19 protein-coding genes are annotated in these 23385 nt (G+C 35.0%); 2 read left to right on the top strand and 17 right to left on the bottom strand.

Annotated elements, in window-relative coordinates:
* Window positions 1-84 precede the first annotated feature (84 nt).
* Window positions 85-612, top strand: a complete 528-nt coding sequence (locus B5X47_RS07995; RefSeq protein ID WP_079589629.1) for a chromate transporter — start codon at window positions 85-87, stop codon at window positions 610-612.
* A gap of 44 nt (window positions 613-656) precedes the next feature.
* A complete protein-coding gene (locus B5X47_RS08000) occupies window positions 657-1103 on the top strand; it encodes a chromate transporter (RefSeq protein ID WP_242951026.1) in 447 nt (148 codons plus the stop codon).
* A gap of 53 nt (window positions 1104-1156) precedes the next feature.
* On the opposite strand, the gene clpX is transcribed toward B5X47_RS08000, so the two are convergent.
* From clpX to B5X47_RS08085, 17 genes are all read right to left on the bottom strand, one after another.
* Entirely contained in the window at window positions 1157-2422 is a 1266-nt protein-coding gene (clpX, locus tag B5X47_RS08005; protein ID WP_013360810.1) for an ATP-dependent Clp protease ATP-binding subunit ClpX, read from the bottom strand.
* 27 nt (window positions 2423-2449) lie between these two features.
* Window positions 2450-3034, bottom strand: a complete 585-nt coding sequence (gene clpP, locus B5X47_RS08010; protein WP_013360809.1) for an ATP-dependent Clp endopeptidase proteolytic subunit ClpP — start codon at window positions 3032-3034, stop codon at window positions 2450-2452.
* A 150-nt stretch (window positions 3035-3184) separates the two neighbouring features.
* Window positions 3185-4471, bottom strand: coding sequence for a trigger factor (gene tig, locus B5X47_RS08015; RefSeq protein ID WP_079589631.1), 1287 nt, complete (start codon window positions 4469-4471; stop codon window positions 3185-3187).
* 66 nt (window positions 4472-4537) lie between these two features.
* Window positions 4538-5869 carry a ribonuclease PH gene (gene rph, locus B5X47_RS08020; RefSeq protein ID WP_079589632.1) on the bottom strand — a complete coding sequence of 444 codons (1332 nt, stop codon included), beginning with the start codon at window positions 5867-5869 and terminating at the stop codon, window positions 4538-4540.
* A 17-nt stretch (window positions 5870-5886) separates the two neighbouring features.
* Window positions 5887-7794: an N-acetylmuramoyl-L-alanine amidase gene (locus tag B5X47_RS08025; protein WP_079589633.1), complete on the bottom strand. Its 1908-nt coding sequence runs from the start codon at window positions 7792-7794 to the stop codon at window positions 5887-5889.
* A 136-nt stretch (window positions 7795-7930) separates the two neighbouring features.
* On the bottom strand, window positions 7931-8923 hold the full coding sequence (locus B5X47_RS08030) for an AIR synthase family protein (RefSeq protein WP_079589634.1): 993 nt from the start codon (window positions 8921-8923) through the stop codon (window positions 7931-7933).
* A gap of 220 nt (window positions 8924-9143) precedes the next feature.
* A complete protein-coding gene (locus tag B5X47_RS08035) occupies window positions 9144-10781 on the bottom strand; it encodes a peptide ABC transporter substrate-binding protein (protein WP_079589635.1) in 1638 nt (545 codons plus the stop codon).
* Between the two features lie 176 nt (window positions 10782-10957).
* Window positions 10958-11947 (bottom strand): ABC transporter ATP-binding protein, encoded by a 990-nt coding sequence (locus B5X47_RS08040; RefSeq protein ID WP_079589636.1) that lies wholly within the window; start codon window positions 11945-11947, stop codon window positions 10958-10960.
* Complete coding sequence (locus tag B5X47_RS08045; RefSeq protein WP_013360802.1) at window positions 11947-12984, bottom strand: ABC transporter ATP-binding protein; 1038 nt, start codon at window positions 12982-12984, stop codon at window positions 11947-11949. Before B5X47_RS08045 ends, B5X47_RS08040 begins: the two co-directional genes overlap by 1 nt.
* A 9-nt stretch (window positions 12985-12993) precedes the next feature.
* Entirely contained in the window at window positions 12994-13923 is a 930-nt protein-coding gene (locus B5X47_RS08050; protein WP_079589637.1) for an ABC transporter permease, read from the bottom strand.
* 10 nt (window positions 13924-13933) lie between these two features.
* Window positions 13934-14857 (bottom strand): ABC transporter permease, encoded by a 924-nt coding sequence (locus B5X47_RS08055; protein WP_079589638.1) that lies wholly within the window; start codon window positions 14855-14857, stop codon window positions 13934-13936.
* Window positions 14858-15260: 403 nt separating this feature from the next.
* Window positions 15261-17021, bottom strand: coding sequence for an Eco57I restriction-modification methylase domain-containing protein (locus B5X47_RS08060; RefSeq protein ID WP_330395756.1), 1761 nt, complete (start codon window positions 17019-17021; stop codon window positions 15261-15263).
* 10 nt (window positions 17022-17031) lie between these two features.
* Window positions 17032-19083, bottom strand: coding sequence for an NAD-dependent DNA ligase LigA (gene ligA, locus B5X47_RS08065; protein ID WP_079589640.1), 2052 nt, complete (start codon window positions 19081-19083; stop codon window positions 17032-17034).
* A 19-nt stretch (window positions 19084-19102) separates the two neighbouring features.
* A complete protein-coding gene (locus B5X47_RS08070) occupies window positions 19103-20122 on the bottom strand; it encodes a galactose-1-phosphate uridylyltransferase (protein WP_079589641.1) in 1020 nt (339 codons plus the stop codon).
* A 31-nt stretch (window positions 20123-20153) separates the two neighbouring features.
* Window positions 20154-21095: a phosphoglycerate dehydrogenase gene (locus B5X47_RS08075; protein ID WP_079589642.1), complete on the bottom strand. Its 942-nt coding sequence runs from the start codon at window positions 21093-21095 to the stop codon at window positions 20154-20156.
* 47 nt (window positions 21096-21142) lie between these two features.
* Window positions 21143-22519 (bottom strand): MATE family efflux transporter, encoded by a 1377-nt coding sequence (locus tag B5X47_RS08080; protein WP_079589643.1) that lies wholly within the window; start codon window positions 22517-22519, stop codon window positions 21143-21145.
* Window positions 22520-22675: 156 nt separating this feature from the next.
* Window positions 22676-23371, bottom strand: coding sequence for a pirin family protein (locus tag B5X47_RS08085; RefSeq protein WP_159446437.1), 696 nt, complete (start codon window positions 23369-23371; stop codon window positions 22676-22678).
* Window positions 23372-23385 lie beyond the last annotated feature (14 nt).

Below are 23385 nucleotides of genomic sequence, written 5' to 3' on the forward strand. Positions count from 1 at the left end.
TATTTTCATAGACTTATTTTTCATACTAATGATATCATAAAAGTAGGATATCTTGCATTATTAATCAACAAAGGAGTTTTTATTGTGTTTAAATTTTTTCTGACATTTTTCAAGGTTGGTCTCTTTACCTTTGGTGGCGGTTATGCCATGGTTCCCATTATGGAAACTGAGCTAGTTAAAAAAGGACAGCTACTTTCTTCAGAAGAATTCGTAGATTATATTTCTGTAGCTCAAAGCTTTCCAGGTCCTATTGCTGTCAATTTATCTGTACTTATGGGCTATAGAATCCATGGCCTTATAGGAGCTATTCTTTCATTACTTGGAACTGTTCTGCCTTCGTTTATAATAATTTTATTTATTTCTTTGTTTTACTCTAAAACTAGAAATTCCAAAATATTAGATGGATTTTTTTCAGGTATAATACCAGTGGTTCCTGCACTACTTGCATTTTCATTTATAAATATTTTTCAAAAAAGCAACAAAAAAGCTTCATCAATTGCTCTTATTGCTATAACGTTTTTAGCTGTAGCTTTTTTAGATGTAAATCCGCTATTTATAATCTTAGGGGGGGTGCTTTTAGGTATATGCAAATATTACTGTCACTCTTCTTAGCTTTCTTACAGATTGGTTCTGTTAGTTTCGGGGGAGGCTATGCTATGCTCCCATATATAGAAACCATGATTATTGAAAATCACGGATGGCTTACTAATTCAGAATTTCTCGATATCCTTGCAATATCTCAGGTTACACCTGGTCCAATTGCCATAAATGCTGCCACCTTCATAGGCTTTAGATATTTAGGGTTTTGGGGAGCAGTTTCAGCTACTCTTGGCATAGTATGCGGACCATTTATATTCATGAGCATAGTAACTAGGTTCATTGAAAAATATAAATCAAGTGATATCTCAGAGCATATCTTTACTTTTTTAAGGCCTATAACTGCTGCACTGATTTTATCAGCTGCCTATTCGACTTTACTAAAAAGCGTAATCGATTTAAAATCGTTTATTATATTTTCAGCATCTTTGACGCTCCTGCTTTTCACTAAGCTTCATCCTATTGTGATACTTATGTTTTTTGGCTTTTTAGGTTTATTTATATAATTAATTAAGGGATGCACTTGCATCCCTTAATTAATTATTTTAAGTTTTAATTTCTAAGCTGTCTCTTCTGGGGTATCATCCTTTTTATTAGACTTAAGAATTACATAAGGCTGTTTATTGTCTGTGATACTTTCCTTAGTAATAACTACCTTTTCTATATCATCTCTAGACGGAACCTCATACATGATATCCATCATAACTTTTTCTAAAATGCTTCTAAGTCCTCTCGCTCCAGTTTTCTTAGCAATTGCCTTTTTAGCAACCTCTACAAGAGCTTCATCTTCAATGTCTAGGATTACCTTATCCATTTCAAAAAGCTTTTTAAACTGCTTTACAAGAGCATTCTTTGGCTCTTTTAAAATAGAGATAAGAGCTTTTTCATCTAATGGGTCAAGCGATACTACAACTGGAACCCTTCCTATGAACTCAGGAATAAGTCCAAATCTAAGAAGGTCTTCTGTTTGAACCTGCTTGTAAATTTCACCTACAGCAATATCGTTTTTAGAAACGATTTTTGCTCCAAAGCCTAGAGCTTTTTCACCCATACGTCTTTGAATTATTTTGTCTATGCCATCAAAAGCCCCTCCGACAATAAACAAGATATTAGTAGTGTCTATTTGAAGGAATTCCTGATGAGGATGCTTTCTTCCTCCTTGAGGCGGAACATTTGCTTTAGTTCCCTCAATTATTTTTAGTAGGGCTTGCTGAACCCCTTCACCTGAAACATCCCTAGTTATTGATGGATTCTCAGATTTTCTTGTTATTTTATCTATTTCATCTATATATATTATCCCTTTTTCTGCTTTTGAAATATCGTAATCTGAAGCCTGAATCAGCTTTAGAAGGATATTTTCTACGTCCTCTCCTACGTAACCTGCTTCTGTAAGCGCTGTAGCATCAGCCATAGCAAATGGAACGTTAAGCATCTTTGCAAGAGTCTGAGCAAGAAGGGTCTTTCCTGAACCAGTAGGTCCAAGCATAAGAATATTACTCTTTTGAAGCTCTATATCCTTTGCCTTGCCATCCACAGCGTATATACGCTTATAGTGATTATAAACAGCAACAGCTAAGGTCTTCTTCGCATCATCTTGGCCTATTACATACTCATCCAAGTAATCTTTTATTTCCTTTGGCTTCGGTAACCCTGTGATTTCTGTATCGATTATTTCCTCGAATTCTTCTTTAATTATTTCTTGGCAAAGCTCAACACACTCGTCACAGATGTACACATTCGGACCAGCAATCAGTCTTTTAACCTGCTCTTGGCTCTTACCACAGAAGGAGCATCTAAGCTGCTTCTTTTCATCAAATCTCGACATTAACTACACCTCTTTTAAAATTTTTGACTAAGGTCTCTTCTCTAATACCTCGTCAATAAGTCCATATTCTTTAGCCTCAGTCGAAGACATAAAGAAATCTCTTTCTGTATCTCTTTCGATTTTCTCTAAAGGTTGTCCACTTCTATCAGCCATAATTTCGTTTAATTTATTTCTCATTCTGATAATTCTCTCTGCATGAATTTTTATATCTGTTGCTTGTCCTTGAGTCCCACCTAGTGGCTGGTGAATCATAATTTCACTGTTTGGAAGAGCAAATCTCTTGCCTTTAGCTCCTGCAGTTAGTAAGAAAGCCCCCATAGAAGCTGCCATACCTACGCAAATCGTAGCTACATCTGGTTTGATGTACTGCATAGTGTCATAAATTGCCATCCCAGCTGTTATGCTTCCTCCTGGTGAATTGATATAAAGGAAGATATCCTTATCTGGATCTTCTGATTCTAAATGAAGCAACTGAGCAACGATTAACGATGCTGTATGATCATTAACCTGATCTCCTAAAAATATTATCCTATCTTTTAATAATCTAGAATATATATCGTAACTTCTTTCTCCTCTTCCTGTTTGTTCGATTACTATTGGTACGTATGCCACTTTAAATCCTCCTTTTATTGTATATGTTATAGTCATAAACTACAAGATTGTTTTTACATTTCCTAGGAACTATTATACCCTAATAAGGACAAATAAAACTAAAAACTAAAACTTAAAGTCTACTTAAAAAAATTACAGTAGCCAAAATGGCTACTGTAGGTTTGCGTTTCCTTTTATGAATTCAACTGTTTTTCTAGCAACAACAGTATCTTTGATATAATCCATATCAGATGGTCTTAATGTAGATTTTAATTTATCTACTTCCATTTTGTAGCTTTCAGCCATTTTAGCCAGTTCTTGTTCTAAATCTTCTTCAGTTGACTCGATGTTTTCTGATTTAGATATAGCCTCTATTACTAAGCTGTTTAGTACTCTTGATTTTGCATCAGGACGCATTTGCTCCTTTAATCCTTCAATGCTCATGTTAGTGAACTTTAGGTAGTTCTCTAAATCAAGGCCTTGATATTTTAATTGATATTCAAAATCGTAAACCATATTCTCAACTTGAGAGTCAATCATAGCCTCTGGAATTTCAACAGTAGCATTCTCAGCAGCCATCTTAACTAATTTATTTTCTAATTCTCTATCAGCATATTCATCTTTAGTTTTTTGAAGCTTTGCTTTTGCATCAGCTTTTAAATCTTCTAAAGTATCGAATTCGCTTACATCCTTAGCAAACTCATCATCTAGCTCTGGAAGCTCTTTTTCTTTTATTTCATTTACTTTTACAGTAAATACAGCATCTTTGCCAGCAAGATTTTCAGCATGATATTCCTCTGGGAATTTAACGCTTAAATCTTTTTCTTCATTTAGCTTCATTCCTACTAATTGCTCTTCAAAGCCAGGAATAAATGTATTTGAACCTACTATTATTGAGTAGTTTTCAGCTTGTCCGCCTTCAAACTCCACTCCATCAACTTTTCCATTGAAGTCGATTAACAGCATGTCTTTTTCTTTAACTTCTCTATCTTCAACAGTAACAAATCTAGCATTTTGCTCTCTCATTGCTTCGATTTCTTTTTCAACTTCTTCATCAGAAACTTCTGAATCAGGTTTTTCTACAGTTAAGTTTTTATACTCTCCAAGAGTGATTTCAGGTTTAACAGCTACATCAGCTATGATAACTAGGTTCTTTCCTTTACCGATTTCTTCTACATCGATTTCAGGTCTAGCTACTGTATCTAAATCATGCTCTTTTACAGCTGCTTCAAAAGCGTCTGGGAAAAGTGTATTTACAGCATCCTCAAAGAATACTCCTTCTCCATAGAATTTCTCAACTATGCTCATTGGAGCTTTACCTTTTCTAAATCCTTGAACGTTGAATTTAGTTTTGTTTTTATTGTAAGCATCTTTACATGCCTTATCAAAGCTCTGTGCATCTATAGTGAGCTTCAGCGTAACAACGCTATTTTCTTTTTTTAAAATTTCACTGCTCATTCTATTCCTCCTAATTTATTGATAGCTTTCTCTCTTAATTTCAACTTAAATATTATATCATATATTCTATAAGATTTCATTTAATATCTTTTTCATTTCATCAAGAGATTTCGCTCTGTGGCTTATTTTATTTTTTTCTTCTTTTGTTAGCTCTGCAAAAGTTTTATCTAAACCATCAGGAGTAAATAAAGGGTCGTAGCCGAAGCCCATATCTCCTTTGCCTTCAAAGCCTATAAGTCCCTTGCAGATTCCTTTTGCTATGTACTGCCTAGAATCTGGATATACAACTGCAATTGCAGATACGAACTTAGCTGTTCTACTGTCTAAATCATAACCTTTTAAAAGCCCTAACAGCTTTTCATTGTTTTTCTCATCTGTTGCTCCTTCGCCAGAAAATCTAGCAGAGTAAACCCCCGGTCTTCCACCTAGTACATCCACCATAAGACCAGAATCGTCAGCTATTGCAGCTTTTCCAGTGAGCTTCATTACTTCCTTTGCCTTTATAATTGCATTTTCCTCGAAGGTAGAGCCTGTTTCTTCTATTTCTAAGCCTTCTAGCCCAACATCCTTTAAAGACAACAGCTCAATTCCAAAATCAGCAAGTATGCTGCCTATTTCTTCAATCTTGTGGCTGTTAGATGAAGCAATTACCATTTCTTGCTTTGGTCTTGGAGAAATTAGTGAAGATATAGGCTCTCCAATCGCTCTTCTTTGAATTTTCATAAGCTGTTCATTGCCTTGCTGTGCTAAATCTAAAAGCTGCATAAGCTGATTCTTTGAAAAAGGATGCTGTTCTCCTGTTCCTTGAACTTCAATGAATTCACCTTTATCTGTCATAACTACATTCATATCTACTTCAGCGCTTGAATCTTCTTCATAACATAAATCAAGCACTGGCTTGCCTTTTACTATCCCTACACTGACTGCACTTACAAAAGCATTTATAGGGAAGCTTTTTATTGCTTCTTTTTCATAAAGCTTTGCCATAGCATCGCAAAGTGCTACAAAAGCTCCAGTAATGGAAGCTGTTCTAGTTCCTCCATCGGCTTGAAGCACATCACAGTCAATCCAAATAGTTCTTTCTCCTAGTACCTTCATATCTACAACAGATCTAAGAGCTCTTCCTATTAATCTTTGGATTTCATGAGTTCTACCATCTATTTTACCTCTAGCTGAATCTCTGATTTTTCTTTGGTGAGTCGATCTAGGAAGCATGGAATATTCTGCACTTATCCAGCCTGTACCTGTATTTTTAAGAAAGGGAGGTACTTTTTCCTCTATAGATGCATTACAAAGCACTACTGTGTCTCCAAACTCAATAAGTACTGAACCTTCAGCGTATTTTGTAAAGTTCTTAGTTATTTTTATTTCTCTTAGCATATTGCTTTCTTTTGACATTTATTTCTCCTTTGTGGCTAATAGCCTTTGAAATATCTATTTACTGCTTTGACTATACCTTCAACCATAGCATTTTGGTAAGCATCGTCTTTTAAATTTGCAAGCTCTGATGAGTTTGTCATATATCCTAGCTCCAAAAGAGCTGCAGGCATTTTAGTTCTATTAAGTACTACTAGGTTTGCTCTTGGAATTATCTTTCTATCATTTGCTCCAGATGACTTTAGCATCTCGCTATGGAAAATCTGTGCCAAGGCTTTGTTGTCATCTGATGGATAGTAAAGCGTTTCTATTCCATTTGCGGCACTGCTTCCAGCTGCATTATGGTGTATGCTTATAAATAAGTCTGCATCGCTGTTGTTTGCTGCGGCTGCTCTATCTACTAATTCTATAAAAACATCAGTGTCTCTAGTTGTAATTATCTCATATCCTTCTTGCTTTAGTCTAGCAGAAAGCTTCTGAGAAATAATAAGGTTGAGTTCTTTTTCTGTAGAGCCTCCTGAAACTGCTCCCGGATCCTTTGCCCCATGGCCAGCATCTACAACTATAAGAGGCTTAGTTCTATTTTGCTTTGTAAATTTTATACCTATTTTAGAATTTATTCCATTCTCAGTAAGAGCATAATTTACTCTTTCCTTAAGCTTAAACTTAATCTTAGTATCTTGCCCTTGATTTATTACTTCTATAGAGGATATATTTCTATCATCTACATTTCTAATCTCTGGCTGAAGATTTGAAACGCTAGATGGAATAGTAAGCTCAACTACATTTGAAAACATATCAAAATTAACTGATGGAGCATTGTAAGACGAAAGAAGTCTAAGCTCAAATTTCGAATTAATTCTATCTGCGCTATACGTCATATTGGAATTCTTTGGCTTTTGAGATTTATAAGTCACATCAACTGAAGCAGGATTCTGCTTAATTTGAACTTCTTCTCTTTTAGTATCGTCTTTTAATTTTAAGGTTATTCTAAGCTTATTTTCTGAAGCATGATAATATGAGTTCATCTCTTTAATAAAAGCACTATTTGAATAAAATTTATTGGCATCTAAGCTAGAATTTATAGCTGCACCTTGAATATCTATAACTAGTCTTTCTGGATCAGATAGGAAAAAGCTAGAGCTACTAAGCCCACTAGTCCCAGTTATACTAAATATTTCATTGTCCATATTTTGCTGGACTAGGTTATAGGAAACCTGCTTGGCTAACGAAGTGCTAGTGTTTACTTGATTATTGCTGCCTTGTGGTGTACTTATAATATTATCCACATCTACTATAGGCAATTGATTCGAATTGTTATTTGAATCAACTGAATTATTATTGGAATTATTTTGAACAACAGTAACTCCAGACAAATCTAAGCTTCCAAGTATATCATCCGTATTTACTACAGTGTCAGCCGGAAATAATGCGTCATTAACATGCTCTCCTGATTTTGAAATCAAGTTAGTGCTGTTGTTTGCCGCATTATAATTTACGGTAAGCGAAAATTCATCAGCTATAAATTTAAGCGGAACCATAGTCCTACTATTTACTATTATAGGCGAAACCTTATCAGGAAGTGTCTTGGATTTGCCATTTACTTTAGCAGTAGAGCTGTTTATTTTTAAAACTATAGTTTTATCTGATTTTTTTATAGTCACCTCTTCTGTTTTTGCATTCCAAGAAATTTGAGCTCCTAATTTTTCTGTAACTAGCTTTACAGGAACTAAAGTTCTAGAATCTATAACAAGAGGTGGAACTTCTCCACTAGATACTGTAAGTGGAGCAGAATCTACACTTACGTTTGCAAGAGCAATTTTTTGAGTCTTGCCTCCCACTATGAACTTTCCGTATTCAATTTTGGGAGCTCCAAAAGAAACAGATGGTATCAAAAGCCCTAGGGCTAATGTTAAAGCTATGTATTGTTTGAAACCTTTTTTCATCTTAATATCCTCCTACTTCAAACCAAAGCAGCCAAAAGCTAAAATATGCTAAATATTTTTTAATATATTTAGCATATCACGTTATAGTTTAAAAATTCAACTCTACTGAGGTATTGTAATTTATTCTTAATACTTTTTATACTACCTTGTAAAGTTCATCTGACTTTGGAGGCAAAACACTTGAATAAATTCCATCTTCAAAAATCACTACAGCTTCATCCTTTGAAAGCTCTCCTATTTTTGAAAGCCTTATATTCGATAAAGCAAATGCTTGTTCTATGGCCTTTGAAGAATGAGCCTTAGCAACAATAAGCATGCTTCCGCTGGAAATAAGTCTAAGAGGATTTATATTATAAAAGTGGCAGATTTTCTTTGAAGTTTCAGATAGTGGCATCGAGCTATAATCAAGCTTTGCTCCAAACCCTATCATTTCACAGGTTTCCCATACAGCCCCTAAGACTCCACCCTCTGTTATATCATGCATTATGCATTCATAGTCTCTAGCTAGCTTCGAGTCCTCAACAACACTTAGATTTCTAGAGTAATCTTCAAGCGTTTTATTATCTTCTTCACTTAGAAGCTGTGATAGCTCTGAGGATTTTTCTAAAGCTATTATATGAGTTCCTTCCATTGCTATGTCCTTTGTAACATATATATAATCTCCAGCTTGAAATACTGGTACATTTTCAAAATGAGCTTTTGACAACAGCCCAAGCGCTGTGACAGAAATTATCATTTTATTTACTGCTGAGGTCACTTCTGTATGCCCTCCTATAATTTGAACGTCTTTAGCTCTTGCACTTTCATATATATCCTTCATGACTAGTTTTATATCTTCATCAGTCGTTCCTAGTGGGCATAAGATAGTTACAGTAATGGCAAACGGAGAAGCTCCTGAAGCCGCTATATCATTTAAATTTATATCCACAGCTAGCCTTCCTATATCCTCTTTAGCGGCTGTAATAGGATCTGAGGATATAGATATCATACTTCCCTTTGAATCAATTACAGCACAATCCTGCCCTATATACGGATGAGTGAGTACTTCTTCTCTAAAATTTTTAGTATATTCAAAAACCAATTCTTTAAGTTGCTCTATAGAGAGCTTTCCTTCATCTAAAATATTCATTCAATTACTCCTACTATAAGTGATTAAAAAGCTTTTAATTTAATATAGTAATCTAAAAATTACTTGAAACTAAATAAATTTAATAGTGCTAATTATTTTACGCCAAATTAATTATACACCATTTATCTTTCGTTGTGTTTTTAATTAAGAAGTCCAGTATTTAAAGCAACAAAATAAAGAAGCGACCTAGGCCGCTTCTTTATTTATAAAAAATTTTTAATTATTTTTCGATTGTAGCGTTGTGATAGAACACAAATCCTAGAGGTGAGAAGTGAACACCTTTAACATAAGATTTTAGTAGTGTTGGTTTTGTGTAGTAGTAGATAGGCATAGTGATGTTTGCATCCATCATTAGCTTTTCTGCTTGTAGCATAAGAGCGTCTCTATCTGCTCCTTCAGCTTTTTTAGAATCAGCGATTAACTTGTCATACTCATCGTTGAACCAGTCAGCATCGTTGTTTCCTGAGTTTGATAACCACATATCTAGGAATGTCATAGGGTCAACATAGTCACCAATCCAACCATGTCTAGCTATAATGAAGTCTCCTTGAGTTCTTGTCTCTTGGAATACTTTCCACTCTTCGTTTCTAAGTTCTACATTGATTCCTAGGTTTTGTTTCCACATTTCTTGGATAGCTTCAGCTATTGCTTTATGAGCTTCAAGAGTGTTGTACATAACTTCGATAGTTGGGAAGCCTTGTCCATCTGGATATCCAGCTTCAGCAAGAAGTTTCTTAGCCTCTTCTACGTTAGCAGTTGCAGGGATACCAAAGTCTCCGCCTTTTTCTCTAAAGTCACTACCATCGCTTAGAGTCATACCTGATGGTACGAATCCAGATGCAGGTTTTTGTCCACCTTTTGTTACTACGTCAACGATAGCTTGTCTATCTATTGCAAGAGTTAAAGCTTTACGAACCTTAGGATCGTTAACTGGCTCTTTAGTAGTATTAAATACATAGAAGTAAGTTCCTAGGTAAGGCTGAATTTCGAAATCTTCATGAGATTCTTGAAGAGTAGGAATTTGATCTGTAGGAATATGCTCTAGGTAATCAATCTCACCAGACTCATATGCAGACATTCCAGTTGATTCTTCAACTATCATGTAGAAATCTATACCATCTAATTGAATGCTATCAGCATCATAATAATTTTCATTTTTAACAACTTTTAATACGTCATTATGGCTCCACTCAACAGCTTTGAAAGGTCCATTACTGATGTAAGTTTCCATGTTTAGAGCCCATCCTTCTGGATCAGCTTCAACTATGTCTTTTCTAACTGGGAAATATGTTGGGAATGCTGTAAGCTCTAAGAAGTATGGAGTAGGTGACTCTAAAACAACTTCTAAAGTCTTGTCATCAATAGCTTTAACTCCAACCTCATCTATTGTAGCTTCGCCACTGTTAAACGCTTCTCCACCTTTTAAGTAATACATTTGGTATGCATACTCAGCAGCTGTAGTTGGGTCAAGTGCTCTTTTCCAAGCAAACTCGAAATCTTGAGCTTTTACTGGCTCGCCATCAGACCATTTTGCATCTCTTAACTTAAATGTGTAAGTAAGTCCATCTTCTGAAACTTCCCAGCTCTCAGCCATACCAGGGATTGCTTTTTCATTTTCGTCAGTTCTGCAAAGACCTTCGAAAACGTTAACTAGGAATATTGCTCCATCAACCGCAGTGTTTAGTGCTGGGTCGATAGTTTGAGGATCTGCCCCTAAGTTATGTCTAACAATCTTTGGTTCAGTAGACTCACCTGCAGCCTCGTCGCCGCCTTCAGCAGCTTGATTTCCGCCACAACCTGCAAGAACAGAGAATCCCATTAATGCAGTTAGTGTTAACGCGATTAATTTTTTCTTCATTTTTTTCCCTCCTTAGTTTTTAGTGCTAACCTTTGTTTAGCTCTATATAATCTACGGATGTAAAAAAATTACATCTATAGAAAATATCATATAAAAAAACCTTTTATTCTATAATATCTGATTTTCTAGAATTTTCAAACTTTTTTTAGAAATATGAGGAATTTTTTTTATAAAGTTTATTTTTTATGAAGATGACAAGCACACATTCTGCCTGGCGCAATTTCTACAAACTCTGGTTCTTGCTCTTTACATATATCCATAGCGTATTGGCATCTAGTTCTGAATCTGCATCCTGAAGGAGGATTCATAGGGCTAGGTACATCGCCAGTAAGGATGATTCTCTTACTGTTTTTAGAAATATTTGGATCAGGTACTGGTACTGCTGAAAGTAGTGCCTGAGTATATGGATGCTGAGGTGAGTTGTATAAATCATCTGCAGGTCCAAGCTCAACCATTTTACCAAGATACATAACCCCTATTCTGTCAGAAATATGCTTAACCATAGAAAGGTCATGGGCAATGAATAAGTAGGTTATATTTCTTTCTCTTTGTAAGTCTTCAAGCATATTTACAACCTGTGCTTGAATAGATACGTCAAGAGCTGAGATAGGCTCGTCGCAGATTATGAAATCTGGCTCAACAGCAAGGGCTCTAGCTATACCAATTCTTTGTCTTTGTCCTCCTGAAAACTCATGAGGATAACGAGTGGCATGGTCAGGGTTAAGTCCAACATCGTGAAGCAGCTGGTGAATTTTTTCTAATCTTTCTTTACCTGAAGCTAGCTCATGAATATCTAGTGGCTCTCCTATGATATCTCCAACTGTCATTCTAGCGTTTAATGAAGCGTATGGATCTTGGAATATCATTTGTATTTTTTTTCTATATGGCTTTAATTCTTTTTGTGATAATCTTCCTATTTCAGTTCCTTTATAAATAATTTCACCTGAAGTAGGCTCATACAGTCTGATTATTGTTCTTCCAGTTGTAGATTTTCCACAGCCAGACTCTCCAACAAGTCCTAATGTTTCTCCACTTCTTATAGCAAATGATACATCATCCACTGCTTGTACATTTTGAGTAGTTCTCTTAAAGAAGCCTTTGTGTACAGGGAAATATTTTTTAAGGTTTTTGACTTCAATCAATACTTCTGCATCTTTATTTATCATTAAGCTTGTCCCTCCTTATTCATATTTCCGTTGATTTCAGGCACACTAGGTGCATCTGGATGAAGTAGATGACACATAGATCTGTGCGTAGGGCTCATCTGAGTATACTCTGGGCTTTGCTCCATACATATTCTCATAGCAAAATCACATCTTGGTGCAAATGGACAGCCTTTTGGTGGTTTAAGTAAATCTGGAGGCGTTCCATCGATTGGAATTAATCTTTGCTTATCAGATTTCTCTGTTATCTTAGGAATTGATTTAAGTAATCCCAATGTGTATGGATGCTTAGGGTTATAGAAGATTTCTTCGCTGCTTCCCTCTTCCATAATAAGACCACCGTACATTACTATTATTCTACTGCATACATCTACAACTACTCCAAGGTCGTGAGTTATAAGGATGATAGATGTATTTAATCTATCCTTAAGGTCTTTCATAAGCTCAAGTATTTGGGCTTGAATAGTAACGTCTAGCGCTGTTGTAGGCTCATCAGCTATTAGAAGCTGAGGCTCACAAGAAAGTGCCATAGCTATCATAGCTCTTTGTCTCATACCACCTGAAAACTCGTGAGGATATTGCTTTATACGTTTTTCAGGACTTGGAATTCCAACTAGTCTAAGCATTTCTACAGCTTTTTTTCTAGCTTCTTCTTTAGAAACCTTTTGGTGCTTTATTATAGCCTCCATTATTTGGTCTCCGATAGTGTAAACTGGATTAAGAGAAGTCATCGGGTCTTGGAATATCATTGAAATTTCATTTCCTCTTATGCTTTGCATCTCTTTATCAGTTTTTGTAGCTAAATCTTCTCCATTGAAAAGTATCTGTCCATCTATTATCTTACCTGGATTAAGCAGTAATTTCATTACAGAAAGAGAAGTAACAGATTTACCTGAACCTGACTCTCCAACTATACCTATAGCCTCTCCCTTTTTAAGGTGAAAGTCCACCCCTCTTATAGCTTTAACCTCTCCAACATGGGTAAAGAAGGATGTTTTTAAATTTTTAACATCTAACAAATTTTCTGATGACATATACATTCTCCTCCTTTACTTACGCATTTTTGGATCTAGAGCATCTCTAAGTCCATCGCCTAAAAAGTTAAAAGCAAGCATTGTTAACGATAGTGCAAGTGCTGGGAAGAATAGGTGATGCGGATATAGCATAAAGCTACCTAGAGCATCGTTAGCAAGTACCCCCCATGAAGCTTTAGGAGCAGATACCCCAAGTCCTATAAATGATAGGAAGGCTTCAGTAAATATTGCACTTGGAATTGACATTGTCATTGTAACTATAATTGGTCCCATTGCATTTGGAACTAGATGCTTAAATAGTATTCTTGAGTCGCTAGCGCCAAGTGTTCTAGCTGCCATAACATATTCCTGCTCTTTTAGAGAAAGAATCTGCCCTCTAACTATTCTCGCCATACTAATCCAGTATGTAGTACCTATTGCTATAAGAATACTTTTCATACCTGCTCCTAGCCAAACCATAAGCAGGATAACGTATAATGTTAGTGGAATAGTATAAAGAATATCAACTATTCTCATCATTAGGTTGTCAGTTCTTCCACCTACATAACCTGAAATACCGCCGTATACAACTCCAACTACTAGATTGATAATAGAAGCTGCTATACCAACTGTAAGTGAAATTCTCGCTCCGTAGATTACACGAATAAACAAATCTCTACCGTGCTTATCTGTACCAAATATATGCTCTGCAGTAGGGCTTTGATTAGCATTCATAAGATTCTGGTCAGAATAGCTGTATGGCCAGAACATAGGCACAAATATTGCAACCAAAATTAAGAATACTAGAAAAATCAATGAACCCATTGCAACCTTATTTCCTTTTAATCTTCTCCATACGTCTTGCCAGTAAGTCATAGATGGTCTTACTATCTTATCAGCATCTCTTTCTGCTTTAGAAAGCGGTTGCCATAAATCTTGAGCATTTTTTAATTGTGTATTTTCCATAATCCGCCTCCTAATCTTCGTCTATTTTTATTCTAGGATCGATAACTCCATAGACTAAGTCTACTATAAATACCATTACTACTAGAATTGCTGCATAGAATATTGTAACACCCATGATTACTGTGTAGTCACGGTTACTGATACTCTCAACGAACATTCTTCCCATTCCAGGGATAGCGAAAATCTTTTCTATAACAAACGATCCAGTTAATATCCCTGCCGCCATAGGTCCTATATATGTAACTATTGGTATAAGTGCATTTTTAAGTGCATGCTTGAAAACTACAACGCCTTCGCTAAGACCTTTCGCTCTAGCAGTTCTAATATAGTCCTGCTGAATAACCTCAAGCATAGATGAACGTGTTAATCTTGCTATAAACGCTACTGAGTATGCTGCAAGTGCAAATACAGGCATTACCATATGTTTCGGTGACGCCCAGCGTGAAGTTGGCAAGACCTTAAGCTTCACCCCAAATACATAAATCATAAGTGCTGCTAGCACAAAGCTCGGTATCGTTACCCCTAATATCGCAAAGAGCATTACAAAGCTGTCTAGCCAGGTTCCCTGTTTTAGTGCCGATATAACTCCTATCGGTACCCCTATAAGTAAAATTACTGCGATTGCAATTCCACCAAGCTGAGCTGAAACCGGGAAATAATCTCCTATCATTCCACTAACATCTCTACCTTTGTACTTAAATGATGGGCCAAGGTCTCCTTGAGCAACACCTTTTAAATAATCGAAATACTGTGTACTAATAGGATCATTTAGATTATACTTTTCCGCCAAAGCTCTTTCTATTTCTGGTGGAAGTTTCTTTTCAGATGTAAATGGTCCTCCTGGAACAAGGTGCATCATTATAAATGTGAACGTAGTAATTACAAATAATGTTATTACCATTGATCCAATTCTTTTCAGAACATATCTTCCCATTTTATCACTCCTTTTCTAAACATTTGTAAAATTGAATGAAACTTTTCCTCAAGAATCATTGTTAAAAATTATTATATGCATAAGATTTATTTATTTCAATAATATTACAGCAAATCAAATTTTAACTTTATTTAACATTTTAAAACTGTACTTGAAAAATGAACGTTCTAAGGTGACATTCATTATCGTTTATCGTATATTAAAATATAAACTCAAACAAAAGCTTAATTTTTAATATTTTCACAATTTATCAACAATTGTTGTTTGTTAATTAAAAATTATAAAATATAAAAATAAAATTATATGTCTTTAAATGGCGTACATATTGTTTTGTTAAAAAAAGCCACAAATGTTAAGTTTTGTTAACATTTATGGCTCAATATTTAGATTCTTTTAAGCTTTCTTAAAGATTGTAAAGCTCATTCCATATTATATTATCTATTTCTAATTTCAATTGACTTATCTCCAAAGCGTTGCATATCTTGGAATTAGTGATTTTTTGCGCTCTATACGCTATTTCTAGCTTTTTATCCTCGCTTATATCTATAACAGGCATTTCACTTAGAGGTCTTTGGTATAGCTCTAGATATTTTCCCTTCTTTTTGCCCACATGTCTTAAATAAAAGTCAGTGAAGGAGCTGTTTAAATAGCCTAAAATAAAAAATGGATTTTCTTTAATGTCTGTAATATAATACACATCCGCACTAGCGTAAAGCTCCTCATTGGAATATGCAAAGCTCGGATAAAGGGCTCTTTGGGGTGATACTATCTTTTCCCCTGTAAATATCTCCTTACGTCTTGGCCACTGCAAATGATAGTATGGAAGCTTTCCTAGCATAGATTCTCTTCTTTTATTTAGTATAAATTCAAATTTAGAAAGATGCCTTATAGCCTTTTCCTTATCAGCATCACTCATTTTGTTAGTAGAATAAAACAAAAAGTACTTCGGCTTTTTTATTGAGTAAGCGGTGATGTCTGAATTTTTGTAGAAGCTTACTAAGCAAGAGCATACATTTATATACTCGCTAGCTTCTTTTTCATTTAAAACAAATATCCCATCACCTATCTTTATATTCATATCAGCTTCGTTATCAATTTGTTCTTTCAAAACACTTAGGTTTTTATTTGTTACCCTGTCCGCTCCGCTTACTATGCCTTGATTAATAGCTGCAAGCTCTCCTAAAGTCGATTTTGTATGCTTCTTTATTTTTTCAAAAATACCCTGTGTCTTTTTAGATATGAAATTAAAGTACGGGGAATAGGTCATACAAAATTCACTAGAAACACAGCTTTTAATAAAATCTGATTGCTTCTCTTTTGATATAGAAATTTCAGGTTCAGGGCTCATATTTATGTCATCTAAAATATTTTTTAAGATTTTGCCTAAGTCATTTTTGGTTTCATTTATAAGGTAGTAAGAAAACTCTGCTGTTTTTTTCTTCTGAAGAAAAAAAATCAAGCTGTGGTGACCTGCCGCATCTTTAAATGCTCTAAGCTCTCCAAAATCAATTATATCTATAAAGCTAGCTCTAGCTCTAATAGCTTCTCTTAATTTTGAAGCTGAATCTGCCCTAGTCCAATAGGCTGGGGTTATCATAGCTAAAATTCCATCTTCATTTAATAGCTCTAAAGATTTCTCAATGAAAAAGTAAAAATAGTCCATGCCTTTTTCATAATATTTTTGCCCAAACTCAGTAGCTCTTATTTTAGAAAACACAGCTCTATTTCCCTTTTCTCCTATATAAGGAGGGTTGCCTATTATAAGGTCAAAGCCTTGTTCATTAAAATCAGTCAAATAATCTTTGCACTTAAGATTTAGGCTATCCGCATAGCTTATCCCAGCCTTTTTTAAGTTGTCTTTAGCAAGCTCAATAGCCGATGCTTCTATATCTATCCCAATAAAGTTAGTTTTTAGGAACTCACTTAGCTTATAGCTTTTTATATACTCTTGCTCCAAAGCTTGGAATATTGCTATATCAAAGCTTGCACCTCCTATACAAGGATCCAGTATCTTTGCAGCTTCGATAGATTTATTTTTAGATTCAAAGGAATCACTTAAAAGCTTTAGGCTTCTTCTTACCATAAAATTTGAAATTTTATCATCAGTAAAAACCATTCCTAGACTTTCACGCTCGGCAGTACTTAGCTTAGGTGGATAAATAATCCTAACTCACCTACCTTTCTTGTGATTCTAAAAGTTTGGCAAGGACCTCTTCCTTAGTTTCAAGCTCTAGAAGCTTTTTAAATACCTCTTCATTTATTACTGCAACACCTAAAGCTATAGCTTTATCTAGCTTTGAGCCTGCTTCTTCGCCTGCTATAACTGCAGTTGTATTTTTGCTAACCGATGAGGATGTCTTTCCCAGTCTTTCTTCTATTAATACTGCCGCTTCATCTCTTTTTAGCGTTTCTAAGGTTCCTGTCAGCACAAATTTCATACCTTCAAATATAGGCTTTTGCTGACTATTTTTTTTATCAACGCTCATGGAAACTCCAGCTAGTTTTAGTCTTTCAATTAAATTTAAGTTTTCCTCAACTTTAAAAAACTGAAAAATGCTTTGAGCCATCTTTTCTCCTATTTCATCAATTTGAAGTAGTTCTTCTACTGAAGCCAGTTTAATCTGCTCTATATCAGAATATACAGCTGCGAGAGTTTTTGCCGCCTTAGTTCCAATATATCTTATCCCTAGCCCTATCAGCAGTCTATCAAGCCCTGCTGTTTTGGATTCCTCTATAGACTTCATTAGATTCGAAACAGATTTCAAGCCCATTCTTGGCAAAGCCAAAACTTCATCTGGATTAAGATAATAGATATCAGCCATATCCCTTATTAGTCCAGCTTCATATAGCTGAATTACTATAGCCTCTCCTAGCTTATCTATGTCCATAGCTGATTTTGATACAAAATGAATTATTCCTCTTTTTATCTGAGCTGGACAAGTAATATTAGGGCATTTTAAAGCGGCCTCTCCTTCAACTCTAACTGTAGGAGTATGGCACTCAGGGCAGGTCTCAGGCATTTTAAACTCGCATTCTAAACCTGTCCTTTTACTTTTATCAACTTCATATACCTCTGGGATAATATCTCCAGCCTTTTGAATGTAGGCCCAGTCCTTTATCTTTATATCCTTCGCTTTTATGAAGTCCTCGTTATGAAGAGTAGCTCTGCTAACTGTAGACCCAGCAATCCTCACAGGAGTCAAAATTGCAGTTGGCGTAATAGTACCTGTTCTTCCAACTTGAACGATTATATCTTCTATCTGAGTGAGCTGTCTTTCCGCTGGAAATTTATAAGCGATAGCCCACCTAGGAGCTTTAGCTGTCTCTCCAAGCATTGCTCTTTGAGCTAGATCATTTACTTTTATAACTATCCCGTCTATCTCAAAATCAAGCTCATGCCTTTTGTCATGCCAAACTGATATTTCGTCCCAGACAGCTTCCATCGAGGAATAGACATTTCTCATAGGACTTACTTTTAGTCCAAGAGCTTTTAAATATTCTAAAGCTTCACTATGAGTATATATATCCTTATCTATTATTTCTTGTAAATTAAATATAAATATATCAAGTGGCCTTTTAGCTGTGATGTTTGAATCAAGCTGCCTAAGCGAACCTGCGGCTGCATTTCTAGGATTTGCAAATAAGGCCAGCCCATTTTCTTCTTGTTGTAAATTGAGCTCTTTAAATTTTTCCTTAGGAATATAGACTTCTCCTCTTACTACTAAAGATACTTCTTCCTTTAGCTTCATAGGTATTGATTTAATTGTCTTTAGATTTTTTGTTACATCCTCTCCGACTACTCCATCCCCTCTTGTTGCTCCTACTTTGAACTTTCCTTTTTCATATGTAAGTGCAACTGACAGTCCATCTATTTTAAATTCCAAAACATACTCAGGCTTTGGTATCATTTGCCTTACTCTTGAATCAAAATCTAGTAAATCCTGCTTTGAAAACGCATTTGAAAGCGACATCATCTGAACGCTGTGGCGTACCTGGTCAAATTTCGATAGAGCCTCTCCACCTATTCTTTGAGTGGGTGAATCTTCAGTAATATATTCTGGATATTTTTCTTCTAAAGCAATTAATTCCTTCATAAGCATATCAAAATCTGCATCAGAGATTTCCGGACTATCCTGAACATAATAAAGTATGCTGTGATGCTCAATGTGCTCTCTTAGCTCATTAATTTTATTATAAATGTCTTTTTCATTTATAGATTCGGCCATGAATATCACCTCTGCTATTTTATTTTTCTTCCTTTTCCAAAGCTTCCTTTAGCTTCTTTGCAGCTTCCTCTGGATATATACTGTTAATATAAATTCCTGTACCAAGTTCAAAGCCTGCATTTCCAGAAAGTCTAGGGTTTATTTCGAAATGATAGTGATAGTATATTTCTCCAGATTTCATAGTTTTTGGAAGTGCATGCAAAAACATATTGAAAGGAAAATCTCCAAGCTCTATATACATGGCTTTAAAGCAAAAGTAAAGAGCTTTTGCCAATTCATCTATATTGTCTTCCGTTTCAAAATAAGGAAGGTGTTTTTTGGGAAGTATCCAGGTCTCGTACTTATACTTAGGGGCAAATGGGCAAATAACTGCAAAGTGCTCATTTTCATATATGAGCCTTTCCTTTTTGCTTAGCTCAAGCTCTAGTATATGGCAATAAGGACAGGAGTGAGTTTTATCAAAAAAAGTTTTGGAGCCTTCTACCTCATACTTTACAAAATCTGGAACAGAATTTAGTCCTATAAGCTGGCTATGAGGATGAAACAATGAAGCTCCAGCTAATTTTTGATGATTTTTGAAAAAGCTCACATATTCTATATCCTTATTGCTAATTATAGCCTTATATCTTAAAACCATCGCCTCAATAAATATTGTAAAGTCCTCTAGGTTCATGGTAAAGTAATTCGTATTATGAAAAGGCGACTCAACTATAACCTCATGAGTGCCTATACCACTGTATTTTTCATATATTGAGTGTGGCTTTGAGCTTTGCATATTTTCATCATCCATGCTTTTTATGGCTGGAAATTTGTTTGGAAATACCCTTACCTTCCAATCTTCACTATCTGGAACCTTTAATATTTCCTCTGGTGTAGCTGATTCATTGCCCTTGCAAAAAGGACATTTTTGCACATAGTCAAGTTCTGACATAGGATTAACCTCTTTAGCTAAATTCCATAAGTCAGTTGGCCTTAAATCTCTTTCTACAGCAAAAATTACATGTCTTCCTGTTATAGGATCAATTCTTATCTCCGACAACTAATCACCCCAATTATTTTTAATAATTAATTTAGTAACCCCTCTTTATATCTACTACATTCTTTAAAGGTTTATTTTGAATAAATGCTTTTAAATTTTCATAAATCAAATTAAATCTTCTATTATCTCTTTGCTCTGATATCCATGAATTATGAGGTGAAATAAATACGTTATCCATCTCCCAAAGTTCACTTTCAGAGCTTAGAGGCTCCTCTTCAAAAACGTCTAAAGCCGCTCCAGCTATAGTTTTAGATTTTAGTGCCTCAGTAAGAGCTACTTCATCTATGACATTTCCTCTTGAAACATTGATTAGCATAGCAGTATTCTTCATCCATGAAAGCTTCTCTTTATCTAGAAAATGATTAGTCCTTTCAGTAAAAGGAAGTACCATTACAAGATAATCCGCTTGCTCAATAGCTGTTTTTACTTCCTCTAGAGCATAAACCTTATCAAAATAAAGTGTATCAGTTCCTTTTGTATTTACTCCTACTACATTCATTTCAAATCCTTGAAGCCTTTTTGCCGCTTCACTAGATATAGTTCCTGTACCTAGAAATGTAACCGTCTTTCCATATAGCTCTGTGAGTTTAGAATCTAGCTTCCATTTCTTTTCTTTTTTATTATCCCAAAACTTTACAGCTTTTCTTGAAAGCATAAGAAGGTTCATAACTATCCATTCACCCATAGGTATGGAATATCCACCTCTGTTGTTTGACAAGGTGATAGATTTATTTAGGATATCCTCTTTCGGTATAAAATCAAAGCCTATGCTAGATAGCTGAATCAGCTTAAGATTTGGAAATTTCGTTATGTCTAGTCTATCAAAAGGATTGTAGCAACACATAACCTCAGAATCATAAGGCACCTGCTCAGGAGTAAATCTGCCTTCATCAATAATCTCAACTTCATAACCTAAAGCTCTGATACTATCCATTTTCTCTTTTCCATAATCATAAGTAAATAATACCTTCATAATATCTCTCACCCTTTCTTTGATACAATAAAGTTTTTATTTATTATTTAAGCCAAGGCTGTATCTTCTACTAGATTTTTAGCCCATTTGTTTGAAAGAACTCTAGGAAGTCCTACTATAGTTTTAAAAAACTCTTCAAAACTAACCATAAGCACTATAAAATGAATCGGAAGCTTAAACCAAAGAGCCCCTAAAAAAGCCATCGGCACGCCTATAAGCCATACTCCACCCATTTCTAAAAACAAGGCATATTTTGTATCTCCACCACTTCGTAAAATACCTATAATCAAAGCTGTATTAAAAGTAACAAATGGAGAGAAAAAACATTTTACTAGCAAAATATTTCTAACGCTTTGTTCTAAATTAGGTGTAACTCCAAACCATGTATTTACTAAAGGAATACTAGTATATAAAAGTAATCCCACTCCTGCTCCTATGGAAAAAGTAATCACACAAAATCTCTTAGCATACCTAATTGCTATTTCATCTCTTCCTGCCCCTAGCTCACTTCCAAGCATAACTGCGCAAGCATTTCCTACTCCCATTGAGCCTACCATAAATATGTTCGAAACCGTATTTGCCACCTGAACTGCTGCAATAGCTGTAGTTCCTACCCTAGAATAAGCTACAGAATACATTATAGTTCCAAGCGACCACATCATTTCATTTATAATAACTGGAGTTGCTGTAACATAGTATTTTTTTAGAAAATCCTTGTCAAATGCCATCAGCTCTTTAATATTAGCGGCAAGAGGATGAGCTTTATCTCTATATATTATTAGTATCATTAGAAATAGCTCTGTAAATCTTGCAATTGCTGTGGCTAGTGCAGCTCCGCTAACTCCCATCTCAGGAAATCCAAATTTACCAAATATAAGCAAATAGTTAAGTCCAGTGTTAATTAATAAAGATATTGAGCTTACTATCATAGGCATATTTGCTTTTTGGACACTTCTGCAAGAAAATCCATATGCAAAGCTTATTGCCGTAACTACATAACTAATGCCTATTATTCTTAGATATGATACCCCAAGCTCCATAACCTCACCCTTGGCATCGAATACCATCATGATATATTTAGGAAGCACTATAGCTACAAATGAAAATATTAGTCCAATAATAGCCACAGCTATGATGGCGAATCCAAGTGTGGATTTTATTTTAGCTATATCTTTTTTACCCCAATATTGAGAAATAAAAATACCAGCACCTGAGCAAATACCAAAGGAAATTAGCATAAAGAAAAAGAACAGCTGATTTGCCATTCCTACAGCGGCAAGAGCATTCTCACTGACTCTGCCTATCATCAATATATCTATCATGTTAAGAGAAGAACTGATAAGATTTTGAATGGATATCGGTATAGCTATGGCAAGCATGGTTTTAAAAAATGTTTTGTCGAATTTTGTTTTAGTCGATGTCATAATTTGTTATTTCTAAACAGGTAAACTAGTTTAGTCCTTTCTTTTTTAATCTTCTAAAGAATATGTTACATTATAACAAAAAATATTGCACTAATTTTATACCACATATAAATTTAAATAATCTGGAATGAAAAAAACTAAGCAGCCACTGGCTGCCTAGTTAATATCAATAAGAAAGAATTCACTTTTTCCCAAAGCTTTGATTAAAAGACTTTCAGAATCTTTAGTTCTAGCTGAATCCCTGCTGTTTAATATATGTCTGTTTATATCTAGTTTCCCATCCAATAGAAAAATAAAAGTTTTTCTTCCTTCAGTAGGAGTATATTCCAGTGTTTTTCCGCTGTCTAGTATGCTAAGATAAAAGTTCACATCCTGTCTTATATGGCAAAGTCCATCATCCTTGCCAAAAATCTTATATAAGCAGTTTGCCGCTTTTTCTTTATCAATGCTCAGCTTATCATATCCAGCTTTATTTTCATAACTATTAGGAGAAAACCAAAATTGTAAAAACTTTAATGGATATTCTTTAGATGCATTTTTCTCGCTATGCTCTATACCATCACCTGCATGAAGTATTTGAAACTCTCCCGTGTTAACATGAGTGGTTTCGTTTGATACATTATCTAAGTGGGCTAACTCTCCCTCTAGAACATAGGTTATAACTTCCATATAATGAGTCGGATGCATATTGAAGCCTTTTGCTGGACTTAATACCTCTTCATTGAAAACCAAAAGATTGCCAAAATCATTGTTTTCCTCATCATAATAATCTTGAAAGGAGAAGGTTAAATATCCTTTAAGCCAGTCTCTGTCTACATAATGTCTTTGATCTGATGTTACAATATTAAGCACAAGCAACACTCCTA

It is taken from the genome of Acetoanaerobium noterae (assembly GCF_900168025.1).
In the GTDB taxonomy this organism is placed as follows: Bacteria; Bacillota; Clostridia; order Peptostreptococcales; family Filifactoraceae; genus Acetoanaerobium; species Acetoanaerobium noterae.